Below are 15,148 nucleotides of genomic sequence, written 5' to 3' on the forward strand. Positions count from 1 at the left end.
GGGCGGCGTTTTTTCCCTCATCCCCACATGCATGACCTCATCCTCACATTCACTGGCGGCCTCGGAGTGGCACTCATCCTTGGCTATATCTCTCACCGGCTGGGACTTTCGCCGATCGTCGGCTACCTGTTAGCCGGGATCGTGGTGAGCCCGCACACGCCGGGCTACGTGGCGGATCGGCATCTGGCGGAGCAGATGGCGCACATCGGGGTGATCCTGCTGATGTTCGGAGTGGGACTGCATTTCCATTTCAAGGAGCTGCTGGCGGTGAAGCGGATCGCGGTGCCGGGCGCGATTGTCCAGAGCGCGGTGGCCACGCTGCTGAGCATGCTGGTCATGCGGGCCTTCGGCTGGTCCTGGACGCAAGGCGCGATCTTCGGCATGGCCATCGCGGTGGCGAGCACGGTGGTGCTCACCCGCATCCTGGTGGATCACAAGCACCTGCACACGCCGGTGGGGCACATCGCGATCGGCTGGTTGGTGGTGGAGGATATTTTCACCGTCTTCGTGCTGGTGCTGATCCCCGCGATATTCGGCGGGGAGGCGACCGGAGCGGGTGCCATCACGATGGCGCTGGTGTGGACCACGCTGAAAATCGGCGCGCTGGTCGCCTTTACCTTCGTGGTGGGTGGCTGGGCGATCCCGCGACTGCTGACGGGGATCGCGCGGACGGGATCGCACGAGCTTTTCACGCTGGCGATCCTGGTGCTGGCGCTCGGCATCGCGATGGGCGCGGCGAAGTTCTTCGGCGTATCGATGGAGCTCGGTGCCTTCCTCGCGGGCATGGTCGTGGGCCGCTCGGAATTCAGCAATCGGGCGGCGACCGATGCGCTGCCGATGAAGGATGCCTTCGCGGTCCTGTTCTTCGTTTCAGTCGGGATGCTCTTCGACTTCAAAGGGCTGCTGGCAGACCCGTGGCTGGCCTTGGCGACGATCGGGATCGTGATCGTGGCCAAGCCGCTGGCGGCGATCATCATCACCTCGGTGCTCGGCTATCCGCTGAAGACGGCACTGTCGGTGGGCGCGGTGCTCGCGCAGATCGGCGAGTTTTCGTTCATCGTCGCCACGCTTGGGATGCAGTACAAGCTGGTGGAGGAAAAGGCGTTCAATGCGCTGGTCGCGACCGCGATCGTTTCGATCACCTTGGCACCGCTGTTCTATAAATCGGTGGAGCCGATCGAGCGCTGGGTGGCGAAGCGGCCGGCGCTTTGGAGATTCCTCAACCGGCGGGTGGTCGGGGGGCCTGCGGCCGAGGAAGGCGACGGAATTCACCGTCGTGCGGTGGTGGTGGGCTACGGTCCCGTAGGCCAGACGGTGGTGCGACTGCTGAAGGACAATGGTTTCTCGCCGGTGATCGTCGAAATGAACGTCGATACGGTGCGCGAGCTGAATGCCGCCGGGGAAAAGGCCCAGTATGGCGATGCCAGCCATCCGGCGACGCTCCATGCGGCGGGGACGGAAAAGGCGGACATCCTCGTGCTGAGCGCATCCAGCGTGAACATGGGCTGCGAGGTGATCAAGGAGGCGCGGTCGCTGAATCCGAAGATCCGGGTGGTGGCCCGGACGTCGTACTTGAAGGAGGCGGACGAGCTGTTGGCGGCGGGCGCGAATGCGGTTTTCTCGGGGGAAGGGGAGGTGGCGCTGTCGATGACGGAGAGCATTCTGGGCAGTTTCGGGGCGACGCCGGAGCAGATCGAGCGGGAGAGCGAACGGATCCGGCGGGAACTGTTTGCGCAGGCGGGCTAGAACTGCCTTTGACTCCGCCTCCGGCAGCGGGTAAGCCCTGCGCCCCGCTTTTCCCTGCCATGAAGGATCAGATCGAAGCCATTCAGGCCGAGGCACTCGCCCGGATCGCCGCAGCCACCGACGCCCGTGCGCTGGACGACGCTCGCGTCGCCGTGCTCGGGAAAAAAGGCACTCTCACCGAGGTTTCCGCCGGCATGCGCGACGTTCCGAAGGAGGAAAAGGCCGCGATCGGAGCGCTGCTCAATACCGCCCGGTCCGCGATCACCGCGGCGCTGGAGGAAAAGCAGCTCGGCCTGCAGGACGCTGCCGACAAGAAGGCACTGGAGGGAATCGATTCCACACTCCCGGCTCGAGCATTGCACCATGGCTCGCTGCACCCACTGACGATCCTGCGGCATCAGGCGATTGCGATCCTGCGGCGCATGGGCTTCGCGCTCGCCGAGGGACCGGAGATCGAGGACGAGTTCCACTGCTTCGATGCGCTGAACACGCCCGCCGATCACCCGGCTCGTAACGAAAAGGACACCTTTTACTTCGACTCCGGCAAGCTGCTCCGCACGCACACGTCGTCGGTGCAGGTCCGCACGATGGAAGGGCAGAAGCCGCCGGTGCGGATCATCGCTCCCGGATCGGCGTATCGCCGTGACGAAATCGACGCGACCCACCTTTCCGTCTTCAACCAGCTCGAAGGTCTGTATGTGGACACCGATGTCTCGCTGGGTGACCTGAAGGGCACGTTGGAGTATTTCTTCCAGGAGATGTTCGGCTCCGAAACGGAAGTCCGTTTCCGACCGCATTTCTTCCCGTTCACCGAGCCGAGCTTCGAGATCGATGTGAAGCTTCATGCGAAGGGACAGGCTCCGCGATGGATCGAGGTCGCCGGCTGCGGCATGGTCGATCCGGCGGTGTTCGCGCAGATCAATGGGGCGCGCAAGGATGGTGCCTATGATCCTGAGAAGGTGACGGGCTTCGCCTTCGGTATGGGCTTGGATCGCTTGGCGATGATTCGCTGGGGCATCAAGGACATCCGCCTGCTGATCGAGAACGACGCGCGCTTCCTCAAGCAGTTCGCTTGATTGAGAGGCACCACGGAAGGAACACACGGAATACACGGAAATTTTTTGGCTATGAACGTTTCGCTGAATTGGCTTGCGACGCATGTGGATCTCAAGGGGAAGACTCCGGAGGAGTTGGACCGCTTGCTTACCTTTGCTGGCGTCGAAGTCGAAGGGATCGAGGTGAAGGGCGTGGTGTCGGACAAGATCGTGGTCGCGCAGATCATGGAGGCCGTGCAGCACCCGAATGCCGACAAGCTGAAGGTGACGAAGGTGGATGCGGGTGAAGGCCAGCTTCGTCAGATCGTTTGCGGCGCGAAGAACTACAAGGTGGGCGACAAGGTGCCGTGCTGCTTGCCCGGTGCGAATCTGGGTAGCTTCACGATCGGTGAGACGACCATGCGTGGCGTGGAGTCGAAGGGCATGCTTGCGGCGGCTTCGGAGATCGGACTCGTGGATGCGGAGGACGGGCTGATGATTCTGCCCGAGGATTCGCCGATCGGAAAGCCGGTGAAGGAACTCTTCCATGGCGACGTGCTGCTGGAAGTGGAGGTCACTCCGAATCGTCCGGACCTGCTCAGCCACTACGGCATGGCCCGTGAGATGGCGACGCTGCTTGAAGTGCCGCTGGCTTCTCTGGAAATTCCGGCTCGCGTGGGATTCACTGCCGATGGTGTGAAGATCGAGGCGCTGGATGCGTGCCCGTTCTACACGGCGGTGCGGATTTCCGGCGTGAAGATTGGCACCAGCCCGGCGTGGCTGGTGGAGCGACTGGAGTCGATCGGGCTGCGTCCGATCAACAACGTGGTCGATATCACCAACTTCGTGTTGCACGAGCTGGGTCAGCCGCTGCATGCCTTCGATGCGGCCAAGGTTTCCGGTGCGCTGGTCATTCGCACGGCGAAGGATGGCGAGGAGTTCCTCGCGCTCGATGGCCAGACCTATTCGCTGCTCGCCGAGGACTGCGTGATTTCGGACGAAGCTGGCAATGCCCTCGCCCTCGGCGGCGTGATGGGTGGTGCCGACAGCGGTGTCACTGAGACCACCACGGACATTCTACTGGAGTCGGCGTACTTCACGCCATCCCGCATCCGCCGCACCTCGCGACGCACGGCGCTTTCGTCGGATTCGTCGTATCGCTTCGAGCGTGGCGTGAACCCGGATGGCGTGCTCGCGGGCTCGGCGCTGGCGGTGAAGCTGATCCTCGAGATCGCCGGTGGCACTGCCGAGGCAGTCACGATGAAGGCAGGTGAAGCACCCGTGCTGACGAAGCCGGTGGAGCTTGATCTTGCCAAGCTCGACCAACTCACCGGTGCCAGCATTCCGCACGATGAAGCGGCGACCATTCTCACGCGCCTCGGTCTTTCGAAGAGCGCGGATAACACATGGGCGGTGCCTTCGTTCCGCGCCGACTTGCAGCGTCACATCGATCTCGTCGAAGAAATCGTGCGCGTGAAGGGACTCGATGCGGTGCCATCGCGCCTGCGCGGAACCTACGTGCCCTCGACTACGGTGGATGCCGCCTACGATGCTGACATGCGCGTGCGTGAACGCCTCGCCGGCCTCGGCTTCCACGAGTGCCAGACGATCAAGCTGATTTCCGACGCGCAGGTGACGGATGCCCTTCCGCTCAAGCCGCTGCTTCCCGGTGACACGATTCGCGTGAGCCTGCCGCTCAGTGAGGACCACGCGGTGATGCGCCCGAGCCTGATCCCCGGGCTCGTCGCTTCCGCCGAGCGCAATGTGCGCCAGGGCAACAAGGCGCTGCGTTTCTTCGAGATCGGCCGCGTCTTCCGCAATGCCGGCGGTGGCAAGGCGAAGGATCTTGAAAGCGACTCGCTCGGCCTGCTGCTTTCCGGTCACCGGTCGTCCGTCGGCTGGGCGAATCTCGAAGCGGCCGCCGACCTCTACGACCTGAAGGCAATCGTTGCCGCGCTGGTGCCGACCGCTGCGCTGCAGCTCGTGCCGCGTGCCCGCGAAGGCTTCGCGCTGGCCGCCGATATTCAGGCGGATGGCCAGAACCTCGGCACCTTTGCGATGCTGTTGCCTTCACGCCAACGTGAGCTGGATGCGCCCACGCCGGTCTTCGTGGCCGAGCTGGATTTACCGAAGCTGCGCAAGTTCGTGGCTGGCAGCCGTGACATTGCCGAGCTGCCGCAATTCCCGGGCTCGTCACGTGACCTTGCATTGGAAGCACCGGCTACGCTCGCGAATGCCGAGATCGAGCGCGTGCTGGCGAAGGTGAAGGAGCCACTGCTGACGGGCTTCGAATGCTTCGACGTGTTCCGTGACGAAAGCGGCCAGAAGCTTGCCGCCGATCGCAAGTCGATCGCGTATCGCATGCACTATCGCGCCGCTGATCGCACGCTGAAGGCGGAGGAAATCGATGCCGCGCACAAGGTGGTGGTCACGGCTCTGACCGGTGGCTTGCCGGTGAGCCAGCGATGATTTCTCCGGTTCAGTCTGACAAATCATCGTTCGAGAAGCCGGCGCGCGAGTGCCGGCTTTTTCGTGCTCAGTTCTGAAGGGCACATTGCAAAAAAGAGAGAAACGGGTCGTCGCGCGATGCACCGTTAGTCCCTATTTCAAGCGGTTAGATGCGGTTGAACGCCAATGCCTTGATGTTTCTCAGGAAGCCCGTAATTTGGGCATCCGAATACCGTCGATGCCTTATTTTCGTCCTCCGCGGAAGTCCTCCCCCGTTCCCTTACCCCAGTTGATCCGACTCCTGATTGCCGCGGCGGCTGCCGTTGGCGCGTGTGGTAATGCGGCGACCACGCCGGTGACCGTGCGCGTCTCCGACTGGGCGTCGATGCCGTTCTCGGGAAACGTGTCCACCACCGCCGGCAATCCGGGCTACATGGCGCGGATCAATTTCACCAAGGAGGAGCCGGGCAATACCGGCCGGATGTGGACCTGCGACCTGAACGGGAACCTTCACATCTTTTCGAAAGGCGGCACTCCGGCGACCCGCACGGCCGAGCTGCTGACCCAGGCGAAAAACCGCAGCGCCTATCTCGACTTCAATGGTGGCCCGACCAAATCCGACACTGCGGAGCTGGTCAATCTGCCGAATGCCACCGGCACGTCCACCAGCCAGGTGGCACCGAACGGCTTGTTCCCGCTCTTCACGAAGAAGTCGGGCTATGCCAACGGCCTTGTCACCTTCGAGTTTGATCCGGGCTATGCGACCAATGGCAAGTTCTACACGATCCACATTGAAAGCGTCAGCAGCGATGGCGACGCGGGCCGCTTGCCGGTGAAGACGAAGTTCCCCGGCTTCAATACCGCCGGCTACACGTCGACCTCGGTGATCAATCCGCTGGTGGGCAGCACAACTCGCCAGGCCGTGCTGATCGAGTGGACTGATACCAATCGCTCCAATCTGACCTTTGAAGGCACCGCGCGGGAACTGCTGCGGATCGGTTTCAATTCGCACATCCATCCGCTCGGCGACATCACCTTCAATCCTGCCGCCGTGCCGGGCGCTCCGGAATGGGGCGTGATGTATCTGGCGTGCGGTGATGGTGGCTCGGGGGAAAATAACACGACCAAGCTGAATCCCCAGCGGCTGGACACCATCGTCGGAAAGATCCTTCGCATCATCCCTGATCTCTCGCTTCACACGAGCGACAGCACGGTATCGACGAATGGCCGCTATCGTATTCCGAACGACAATCCCTTCGCCAACAGCGCGAATTTCAATGGAGCGCGCAAGGAGATCTGGACGCTGGGTCATCGCAACCCCCATCGCTTCTGCTGGTACGACAATGGCATCGTGGAGCCGCGGCTGCTGGTCACCGAGATCGGCCTGAATTCCTGGGAAGAAGTCAATTTGCTGAAGCCGGGCAAGAACTACGGCTACAGCGAACGCGAGGGGCCGCAGAAGCTGGTCATCTCGTCAGGCTCACCGGCTCTGAGCAACCCGCCCTCGCCGGACTCGCTGCCGGTGCGTCTCAGCAATCTTCAGAATTTCCCGGGTGAGTTCGTGCCGGAATATCCGGTGATCGCCTATCCGCATGCTGCGGCTTACGGCGATGCGATCTCGAGCGGTGTCTTCTACCGGGGCAGCGCGGTCCCGGCGCTTCAGGGGAAGTTCGTCTTCGCCGACATCACCACCGGCCGGGTGTGGTGCTGCGACTGGAGCGACATGCTCGCCGCCGATGATGGCGTGGCATCCACGCTCGCCAACATGCAGCCGGTCACTCTGGTGTGGGACGATCCGAATGACAGCCCGGATCTGGGTCCGCAGAGCTACGACCGCTTCTTCGAGATCGTCGAGGAGGGTTATGATTTCCGCGGTGGAGTGGATTCCGACCTGCCGGGTGGTGCGACCATTTCAGGCAATGGCCGGGCAGACATCCGCTTGGCCGTGGATGCGAGTGGCGAGCTGTATGTGACCAGCAAGAGCGATGGCGTGATTCGCGGCCTTGGCGTCGTGATCCCGCCTGCCTTCAGCACGCAGCCGGTGGACAAGTGGATTTCCGTGGGGACGAGCGTCGACTTCACGGCGGTCGCCACCAGCAATCCTTCGCCGGGCTATCATTGGCAGCGGCTGGCGGTCGGTAGCAATGTCTGGCAGGATCTTTCCGATGACAGCGTGTGCACCGGCACGGCCACGGGCACGCTGCACGTGCAGGCTCCCGGCCGGGAGCGCTCGGGCGATCTCTATCGCTGCGTGGCCACCTGCACTGGTGCCGAAGCCGCTTCGTATGCCGCGATGCTGGAGATGAAGATTGTCCCGACGACGTGGCTCACGACCTATTTCACCGCCACGGAGCGCGCGAACCGGTTGATCGCGGGTGACATGGCGGATCCTGATCGGGATGGCATCGTGAACCTGCTGGAGTATGCCTTCGGTTTCGATCCGGAGAAGAACTCGGCGGCGCAGTTGCCAAAGCTCGGGAAGAACGGATCGAACGCGACGCTGAGCTTTCCTGCATCACGCGCCGACTTGATCTACGGCGCGGAGGTCAGCACGGACATGGAGACGTGGACCACCAGTGGTGTGACAATTACCACCAACGGAAGCACCAAGACTGCGAGCTATCCGATGTCCGCTCAGAAGGCGTTCCTTCGAGTCACGGTGAAGTGAGGTGCAGGTGAGCTGCGGCTACTCCGGCCACTTGATGTCGGGTGCCTTTCCTCCCCAATAAGGCTGGCGGGGATCGAAGATGTTCATGCCTCCGATGATAACGTCGCCGTTCTTGTCGATGGTTTCAGGCCGAGCCGAGCCGTCGATGCGTAGAACGACGGCTTTTCCATTAAATGGCTTGGGATCGAACTTCCAAGTGCCTGGGATGACGGGGACCAGGAGCACGGGTGCGTTAGGATCGGAGGAAGTGGAGAGGCCGGCGATGTAGGTGAAGGCGCACTCGCCTTTCTTCAAGGCGTCCGCTCCCAGGACGTCGTTTCCCTTGCGCGGGGTTCCTGCGGTCTTGGCCCAGAAGATCTTCTCGCTCTTGTAGGTGCTTGTGGCGATCAATTGGCGGAGCAGGTCATTGGAGCTGCTGGTGCCGAGTGAGAGTGTGGTGGCGGTTGCGGCCTTGACGGCAGGGATGGTCGAGGCGTTTGGAAATGAGCCGTAGTCATTGTCGAAGTCGATCAGTTCCAGGTTGACCTGCTTGATGTTATTGATGGCTTCAGTGCGGTAGGCTGGCCCCTTCGGCCTGTGGATGACCGTAGCCGTAAGAAAGCCTAACAGCAGGAGGACAACGCAGCCTCCACCGCCCCAGAGGATGCATCCCATCTTCCGCCGCGATTCCAATGCCTCCGGCCCGGGCGGTGGGGCGGGAGCATCGGGTGGTGGCTGCGGTGGCAGATGAGGTTCCATCGTGAGATGCGCAGGGATTACTCCGGCCACTTGATGTCCGGCGGCTTGCCGTGCCAGTAGGGTTGGCGGGGGTCGAAGATGTTCATGCCGTGGATCATGACGTCGCCGTTTTTGTCGATGTATTCGGGTTTGGCCGAACCGTCGATGCGGAGGACGACAGCCACCCCTTTGAAGGGCTTGGGATCGAACTTCTGTGTCCCGGGAATGACGGGGGCCATCAGCACGGGAGTGTCGGTATCGCTCGAGGTGGAAAGTCCGGCGATGTAGGTGAAGCCGCACTCGCCTTTCTTCAGGGCATCCGCTCCCAGGATGTCGTTTCCCTTGCGCGGGGTTCCGGCGGTCTTGGCCCAGAAGATCTTTTCGCTCTTGTTGCCTGTGGCGATCAATTGGCGGAGCAGGTCATTGGAGCTGCTGGTTCCGAGTGAGAGCGCGGTTGAGGTTGCGGCTTTGACGGCGGGGATGGTCGAGGCGTTCGGAAAGGAGCCGTAGTCGTGGTCGAACTCGATCAACGCCAGGTTGACCTGCTTGACGTTGTTGATGGCCTCGGTGCGATCGGATGCCTTCCTTGACCTGAGAATGACCGGAGACGAAAGGAAGCCTAACAGGAGGAGGGCAGCGCAGCCTCCGCCGCCCCAGAGGATGCACCCCATCTTACGGCGTGATTCCAATGCCTCCGGGCCGGGCGGCGGAGCGGGAGCATCGGGTGGTGGCTGAGGTGGCAGGTGGGGTTCCATCGGAGGATGCGCAGGGACTACTCCGGCCACTTGATGTCGGGAGCCTTGCCGTGCCAGTAGGGCTGGTGGGGATCGAAGAGGTTCATGCCGTTGATCATGACATCGCCGTTCTTGTCGATGGGTTCGGGTTTTGCCGAGCCGTCGATGCGGAGGACGACCGCCTTTCCTTGGAAGGGTTTTGGATCGAACTTCCACGTGCCGGGGATGACGGGGGCCAAGAGCACGGGGGCGTTCAGATCGGAGGAAGTGGAGAGGCCGGCGATGTAGGTGAAGGCGCACTCGCCTTTCTTCAAGGCGTCGGCTCCCAGGATGTCGTCTCCCTTACGCGGAGTTCCTGCCGTCTTGGCCCAGAAGATCTTCTCGCTCTTGGTTCCCGCGGCGATCAATTGGCGAAACAGGTCGTTGGAGGTTTTGTTGCCTAGGGCGAGTGTGGTGCTTGTAGCTGCCTTGACTGAAGGGATCGTCGAGGAGTTTGGGAAGGTGCCGTATTCGTTTTCGAAGTCGATCAGGGCCAGATTGATTTGCTTGATGTTGTTGGTGGCTTCGACGCGGTCGGCAGCCATGGGTGATTTGTGGATGACGGGCCTGCTTAGGCCGGCGAGTGCTGACACGAGCACGCAGCCTCCGCCGATTTTGAGGATCCATTTCATCTTGCGTCGCGACTCCTCCGCCTCCGGGCCCGGCGGTGGAGCAGGGGCGTCGGGTGGTGGCTGCGGCGGGAGAGTGGTTTCCATGGGCCTTGGTTAGTTTTCATGATGAGCCGGTTTCACGCAAGTTCGCTCGACGTCGTTTGCACATTTCCGCGACTGGGCCGAGGATGGCGGCGTCATGCCATTCCAAATCCACGCCGAGCTTCACTATCAGGTCCTCCAGCGCACCACGGTGCTCCTGAACCTGCACGCGCTGGCGACGGCGAATCAGAAGCTCTCCGACGAGTCCTTCCAGATCACTCCCGGCGTGGCGTGGGAGGAGCTGCCGATCGAGACCTCGGGGGAGAATCGCTACATCCGCCTCGATACGGGCGACGTGACCGAGCTGGATATCACCTATTCGGTGACCGCGGAAACACGGCACGAAATGGTGAGCCATGAGGCTCTCCATGACTTGTCGGTTTCGCAGATTCGCCGCTCTGCGCTGCCGTTTCTTTTTCCCAGCCGCTACTGTCAGTCGGATCGCTTGGGGAAACTCGCAGGGAAGGAATTCGGTGGCATCGCCCATCCCTACGATCAGGTGGTGGCCATCACCGACTGGATCTTTGAGAACATCGACTATCTCTCCGGCAGCACCGATGCCGGGACCTCGGCGTTCGATACGGTGACGCAGCGCGCCGGGGTGTGCCGGGACTTCGCGCATCTCGGCATCGCGCTGTGCCGGGCGCTGTCGATTCCCGCGCGCTACTTCACCGGCTACGCCTGCGACATGCAGCCGCCGGATTTCCATGCCTGCTTCGAGGCATGCATTGGGAATCACTGGATCATCTTCGATCCCACCCGGCTTTCAGCGCTGAATGGCCTCGTCCGCATTGCCACCGGCCGCGATGCGGCGGACGCGTCGGTCGCCACGATCTTCGGGAAGATGCAGCTCACGGGAATGATGGTATCTTGCACCTCACCGGATTTCCAACCGCTTGGCCCGGATGACTTGGCGGGGCAAGCCATCGTGCTCGACTCATGAGTGACAGCCATCTGCTGAAGATCGTCCACCGCACGCACTATCGCTATGCGGCGCCGGTGACCTTTCAGACGCACCGGCTGGTGATTCGTCCGCGCGAGGGGCATGACCTGCGGGTGGAGAGCCTGCTGCTCGGCATCACGCCGCAGGCGGATGTGACGTGGACGCGGGACATCTTCGGCAACTCGGTGGTGCACGCGCATTTCCGCGAACCGGGCGAGGAGCTGAAATTCGATGTGGAGGTGGTGGTGCGGCGCTTCTTCGATCCCGATGCCCCGCCGCTGAATGTGCACAGCCCGAGTCCCTATCCGCTGGAATATGATACGATGGAGCACGGCATCGTGGTCGGCTACTTGACGCCGGTGTTTGGCGAGGAAACGGCGGCGGTGAAGGACTTTATCGGCACGCTGCCGAATCCCGGCGACTTCCCTAGCGCGGAGGCTTTCGTGCTAAAGCTGGCGGAAATCATTCACGAGAAGATCGGCTACGAGCGCCGTGAGCAGAAGGGCGTGCAAACGCCGGCCACGACGCTCTCACTTGGCACCGGATCATGCCGCGACGTGGCCACGCTGATGATGGAGACGCTGCGGCAGCTCGGCATCGCGGCACGGTTTGCGAGCGGCTATCTCGATTGTCCGGCGACCCGTGCGGCGCGGGGCTCCACGCATGCATGGACGGAGGCGTACTTTCCGGAGCTTGGCTGGTGTGGCTTCGATCCGACCACTGGGCGGCGTTGCGATCACCGGCACATCGTCACCGGCACGAGTCATCATCCACGCGGTGTGATGCCGGTGAGTGGTCGCTACTTCGGGGCGAGCGGTGCGTTTCTCAGCATGAACGTGGCGGTGGAGTTTTCGACGCCGGAGGCAGCTACTCTGGCCACTTGAGGTCGGGCCGCCTGCCGTGCCAGTGCGGCAGGCTTGGGTCGAAAAGAGTCTTGCCACCGCCGATCACTACTTTGCGGTCGGAGGATCGAATGGTCTCGGGCTTGGCAGAGCCATCGATCCGCAGGATCACCGCCTTTTCGGCGAAGACATTGGGATCAAACTGATAGGAGCCCCGGATCATCGGGGTCATGACGACCGGAGTTGCGGGATCATCCGAGGAGGTGAGCCCCGGGATGTAGGCAAAGGAGCACTCGCCCTTCTTCAAGGCATCGGAACCAAGAACTTCATTGGGTTTGCGAGGAGTGGCCGGGATGGGAGCCCAGAAGATCCTTTCGCTCTTGTTTGATGCAGCGATCAATTGGCGGAAGTAGTCGTTGGAAGTGGTGGTGCCCAAGGCCAAGGTGGTGTGGGTTTTGGACCGGACATCGGCGATCGTGGTGTCGTCGGGGAATCGGCCGTAGTCCGCATCGAAGTCGATCAAGGCGAGATTGAGCTGCTTGATGTTGTTGATCGCTTCGGTGCGCTCTGTTGCCTTCTTTGATCTGAAAATCACCGAGGCCAGAAAGCCGAAGACCACCATCAACGAGAGCGTCCCGACCACGAACAAGAGGAGAATCTTGGTCCTCGATGCTCTCACCTCCGGTCCCGGCGGTGGCGCGGGAGCATCGGGCGATGGCTGGGGCGGGAGGTGGGGTTCCATGAGGACACGCGATTACTCCGGCCATTTTAGGTCGGGTGCCTTGCCGTTCCAGTAGGGTTGGCTAGGATCGAAGAGGTTCTTGCCGTTGAGGCGCACTTCGTTGGTATCGGTCTTGATTGGCACCGGCATGGCGGAGCCGTCGATACGAAGTATGACGGCCTGGCTGTTGTAAGGATCAGGATCGAAGCGCGTGGTGCCGGGAATCATTGGCGCCATGGCGATGGGAGTTTCGGGCTCATCATTGCCGGAAAGGCCGGCGACATAGCTGTGGATGCACTCGCCTTTGGCCAGCGCGTTGTCGCCGAGGATGTCGTTGGGCCCCCGGCGATTGTCCAAGACCGGAGCCCAGAAGAGTTTTTCGCTGGTCTTTCCGTCGGCGACGAGTTGGCGGAAAAAATCGTTCGAGGTTCGAGTTCCCAAGGCAATCGTGGTGCCGGTGGCGGCTCTCACACTTGCGATGGTGGAGGTATCCGGGAAGCGGCCGTAGTCCTGGTCGAACTGGGTCAACTCTAGGTTGATGACTTTCAGGCTGCTGAGCGCAGAGGTACGATCAGCAGCGGGACTCTTCATGATATAGAGCGCTGCAACGACAGCCACGAGCGCCACTGCCAGTAGCACCGAGATTACGATCTCAAGCTTCGAAAGGCGAAACTTGCGAGTCTCCGGCTCGTCTTGCCGGGCACGGTCTGCCCCGGATGGCATATCAGGCAGACCGGAGGAGCTCATCGTGACAAAGCTCCACCACTTCACCCGCCCCTGCAAGCAAGGGCGGGGTTATCGAACCGAATTCATCAATCCTTCATCAATAGCTGCGTCCCCAGATGGCGCGCGACTTGGTCGGCTTGCCGGTGAGGAGGCACTTGGCTTCGAGCTCGTCCTGCTTGTCGAGCGGCAGGCAGCGGATGGTGATCTTGTGCTGCTTCGAGAGTTCGTCTTCCTCGTCGGGCGTGCCGGCCCATGGGGTGATCAGCCAGCCGGGATTGTCCTTCGCCCAGTGGGCGTGGAATTCGTCGATCGAGTCGCAGGGCACGATGTTCTCGTCGCGGAACTCGGTGGCGCGGGCGAGCAGCGTCTCGTGGATGTCCTGGAGGAGATCGCTGGCGACGCGGAGGAAGTCCTCCTTGTCCATGAACTCCTTCTCGTTGCTGGCGCGGTCGCGGCGCTGGACGCAGACCTTGCGGGTCTCGATGTCGCGCGGTCCGATTTCGATGCGGATCGGCACACCCTTCTTGACCCACTCCCACTTCTTGATGCCGCCCTGGAGATCGCGGGTATCGACGTGCACGCGCAGCGGGTCGCCGTGGAAGTTTTTCTCGAGGCGCAGCGTTTCGGCGAGGGCCTTGCAGGCATCGAGCACCGCTTGCTTGGAGTCTTCCTTCGGTGTGACGGGGATGATGACGATCTGCTGGGTCGCGACGCGAGGTGGCAGCACGAGGCCATCGTCGTCCGAGTGCGCCATGATCAGCGTGCCGATCATGCGGGTGGAAACGCCCCACGAGGTGGTGTGGACGAATTGCTTCACGCCATCGCGGCCGGTGAAGGAGATGTCCTGCGCCTTCGAGAAATTCTGGCCGAGGTAGTGGGAGGTGCCGGCTTGGATCGCCTTGCGGTCCTGCACCATCGCCTCGACGGTCAGCGTCATGTCGGCACCGGGGAAGCGCTCGTTCTCCGTCTTCTCGCCGGGGATGACCGGGATCGCGAGGTGATTGCGGAGGAAGTCCTCATAGACGCGATGCATCTGGCGGGTCTCGTCGATCGCCTCTTCCTTCGTCTCGTGCGCGGTGTGGCCTTCCTGCCAGAGGAACTCAGCGGTGCGGAGGAACAGGCGGGGACGCATTTCCCAGCGCATCACGTTCGCCCACTGGTTGATCAGCAGCGGCAGGTCACGATAGCTCTGCACCCAGCGCGAGAAGGCCGCGCCGATGATGGTCTCGGAAGTCGGGCGGATGATGTAGGGTTCGGCGAGTTCGCCGGAGGGGACCATCTTCACCTTGCCGGTCTTCTCGTCCTTCTGGGGCTCCAGGCGGTGGTGCGTGACCACGGCGCACTCGGTGGCGAAGCCCTCGGCGTGCTCGGCTTCCTTCTCCAGATAGGAGATCGGGATGAGCAGCGGGAAGTAGGCGTTCTGGTGGCCGGTCGCCTTGAACTTGCGGTCGAGCTGCTGCTGGATGAGTTCCCAGATGCCGTAGCCCCACGGCTTGATCACCATGCAGCCGCGGGTTTCCGAATTCTCCGCCAGATCGGCGGCTTTCACGACCTGCTGGTACCACTCGGGGAAATCCTGGGCACGGGTCGGGGTGATGGCTGTTTTATCGGACATGGGATTGAATGCGAACGCCGAATATCCAGTGCCTTCCGAAGAATGTCGAATGAAAGGCGGCTAGGGTTGCGGCGCGCGGATTTGGAGCGGCTGACGGGAGGATTTGCACGTCTATTTTGCAGTCCGGCGGGCTGGAAACCTGGGCCACGTGAGGCGGGGATTTTCATTAGCCGGGAACCGGAATCGCGTTAGAGATGGGAAG

General features: G+C 62.1%; 12 protein-coding genes. 6 read left to right on the forward strand and 6 right to left on the reverse strand.

Going from position 1 to position 15,148, the window contains the following annotated elements; genetic code table 11:
• Window positions 1-27: 27 nt before the first annotated feature.
• From WKV53_RS12000 to WKV53_RS12015, 4 genes are all read left to right on the forward strand, one after another.
• The gene (locus WKV53_RS12000; RefSeq protein WP_341404834.1) at window positions 28-1,746 is read left to right on the forward strand and encodes a cation:proton antiporter; all 1,719 of its coding nucleotides are present in this window, start codon (window positions 28-30) and stop codon (window positions 1,744-1,746) included.
• Window positions 1,747-1,805: 59 nt separating this feature from the next.
• Complete coding sequence (gene pheS / locus WKV53_RS12005; RefSeq protein WP_341404835.1) at window positions 1,806-2,822, forward strand: phenylalanine--tRNA ligase subunit alpha; 1,017 nt, start codon at window positions 1,806-1,808, stop codon at window positions 2,820-2,822.
• A 51-nt stretch (window positions 2,823-2,873) separates the two neighbouring features.
• Window positions 2,874-5,249 (forward strand): phenylalanine--tRNA ligase subunit beta, encoded by a 2,376-nt coding sequence (gene pheT / locus WKV53_RS12010; RefSeq protein ID WP_341404836.1) that lies wholly within the window; start codon window positions 2,874-2,876, stop codon window positions 5,247-5,249.
• Between the two features lie 268 nt (window positions 5,250-5,517).
• Window positions 5,518-7,896 (forward strand): PQQ-dependent sugar dehydrogenase, encoded by a 2,379-nt coding sequence (locus WKV53_RS12015; RefSeq protein WP_341404837.1) that lies wholly within the window; start codon window positions 5,518-5,520, stop codon window positions 7,894-7,896.
• A gap of 18 nt (window positions 7,897-7,914) precedes the next feature.
• On the opposite strand, the gene WKV53_RS12020 is transcribed toward WKV53_RS12015, so the two are convergent.
• Genes WKV53_RS12020 through WKV53_RS12030 form a run of 3 tightly spaced genes read right to left on the reverse strand, consistent with a single transcriptional unit; the run spans window position 7,915 to window position 10,102 of the window.
• Window positions 7,915-8,634: a hypothetical protein gene (locus tag WKV53_RS12020; RefSeq protein ID WP_341404838.1), complete on the reverse strand. Its 720-nt coding sequence runs from the start codon at window positions 8,632-8,634 to the stop codon at window positions 7,915-7,917.
• A 17-nt stretch (window positions 8,635-8,651) separates the two neighbouring features.
• Complete coding sequence (locus WKV53_RS12025; protein WP_341404839.1) at window positions 8,652-9,368, reverse strand: hypothetical protein; 717 nt, start codon at window positions 9,366-9,368, stop codon at window positions 8,652-8,654.
• A gap of 17 nt (window positions 9,369-9,385) precedes the next feature.
• Window positions 9,386-10,102 carry a hypothetical protein gene (locus WKV53_RS12030; RefSeq protein WP_341404840.1) on the reverse strand — a complete coding sequence of 239 codons (717 nt, stop codon included), beginning with the start codon at window positions 10,100-10,102 and terminating at the stop codon, window positions 9,386-9,388.
• A 94-nt stretch (window positions 10,103-10,196) separates the two neighbouring features.
• On the opposite strand from WKV53_RS12030, the gene WKV53_RS12035 reads away from it, so the two are divergent.
• Both WKV53_RS12035 and WKV53_RS12040 read left to right on the forward strand, forming a co-directional pair.
• The gene (locus tag WKV53_RS12035) at window positions 10,197-11,042 is read left to right on the forward strand and encodes a transglutaminase-like domain-containing protein (protein WP_341404841.1); all 846 of its coding nucleotides are present in this window, start codon (window positions 10,197-10,199) and stop codon (window positions 11,040-11,042) included.
• Window positions 11,039-11,926, forward strand: coding sequence for a transglutaminase family protein (locus tag WKV53_RS12040; RefSeq protein WP_341404842.1), 888 nt, complete (start codon window positions 11,039-11,041; stop codon window positions 11,924-11,926). The genes WKV53_RS12035 and WKV53_RS12040 overlap by 4 nt, the downstream gene beginning before the upstream one ends.
• On the opposite strand, the gene WKV53_RS12045 is transcribed toward WKV53_RS12040, so the two are convergent.
• The 3 genes from WKV53_RS12045 to proS all read right to left on the reverse strand — a co-directional run bounded on the left by WKV53_RS12045 (window position 11,910) and on the right by proS (window position 14,946).
• Window positions 11,910-12,626, reverse strand: a complete 717-nt coding sequence (locus WKV53_RS12045; RefSeq protein ID WP_341404843.1) for a hypothetical protein — start codon at window positions 12,624-12,626, stop codon at window positions 11,910-11,912. The two genes, WKV53_RS12040 and WKV53_RS12045, sit on opposite strands and share 17 nt — an antisense overlap.
• 12 nt (window positions 12,627-12,638) lie before the next feature.
• Window positions 12,639-13,352 (reverse strand): hypothetical protein, encoded by a 714-nt coding sequence (locus WKV53_RS12050; RefSeq protein WP_341404844.1) that lies wholly within the window; start codon window positions 13,350-13,352, stop codon window positions 12,639-12,641.
• A gap of 76 nt (window positions 13,353-13,428) precedes the next feature.
• Window positions 13,429-14,946: a proline--tRNA ligase gene (proS, locus tag WKV53_RS12055; protein ID WP_341404845.1), complete on the reverse strand. Its 1,518-nt coding sequence runs from the start codon at window positions 14,944-14,946 to the stop codon at window positions 13,429-13,431.
• Window positions 14,947-15,148: the final 202 nt, after the last annotated feature.

The sequence above is a fragment of the Luteolibacter sp. Y139 genome, assembly GCF_038066715.1.
GTDB classification, from domain to species: Bacteria; Verrucomicrobiota; Verrucomicrobiia; order Verrucomicrobiales; family Akkermansiaceae; genus Haloferula; species Haloferula soli.

What these genes read in the sequence shown, in the direction of transcription:
- WKV53_RS12035 (WP_341404841.1), top strand. Translation starts at nt 10,197, where the DNA reads ATGCCATTCCAAATCCACGCCGAGCTTCACTATCAGGTCCTCCAGCGC.
- WKV53_RS12020 (WP_341404838.1), bottom strand. Translation starts at nt 8,634, where the DNA reads ATGGAACCTCATCTGCCACCGCAGCCACCACCCGATGCTCCCGCCCCA.
- pheS (WP_341404835.1), top strand. Translation starts at nt 1,806, where the DNA reads ATGAAGGATCAGATCGAAGCCATTCAGGCCGAGGCACTCGCCCGGATC.
- WKV53_RS12045 (WP_341404843.1), bottom strand. Translation starts at nt 12,626, where the DNA reads ATGGAACCCCACCTCCCGCCCCAGCCATCGCCCGATGCTCCCGCGCCA.
- WKV53_RS12000 (WP_341404834.1), top strand. Translation starts at nt 28, where the DNA reads ATGCATGACCTCATCCTCACATTCACTGGCGGCCTCGGAGTGGCACTC.
- pheT (WP_341404836.1), top strand. Translation starts at nt 2,874, where the DNA reads ATGAACGTTTCGCTGAATTGGCTTGCGACGCATGTGGATCTCAAGGGG.
- proS (WP_341404845.1), bottom strand. Translation starts at nt 14,946, where the DNA reads ATGTCCGATAAAACAGCCATCACCCCGACCCGTGCCCAGGATTTCCCC.
- WKV53_RS12025 (WP_341404839.1), bottom strand. Translation starts at nt 9,368, where the DNA reads ATGGAACCCCACCTGCCACCTCAGCCACCACCCGATGCTCCCGCTCCG.
- WKV53_RS12040 (WP_341404842.1), top strand. Translation starts at nt 11,039, where the DNA reads ATGAGTGACAGCCATCTGCTGAAGATCGTCCACCGCACGCACTATCGC.
- WKV53_RS12050 (WP_341404844.1), bottom strand. Translation starts at nt 13,352, where the DNA reads ATGAGCTCCTCCGGTCTGCCTGATATGCCATCCGGGGCAGACCGTGCC.
- WKV53_RS12030 (WP_341404840.1), bottom strand. Translation starts at nt 10,102, where the DNA reads ATGGAAACCACTCTCCCGCCGCAGCCACCACCCGACGCCCCTGCTCCA.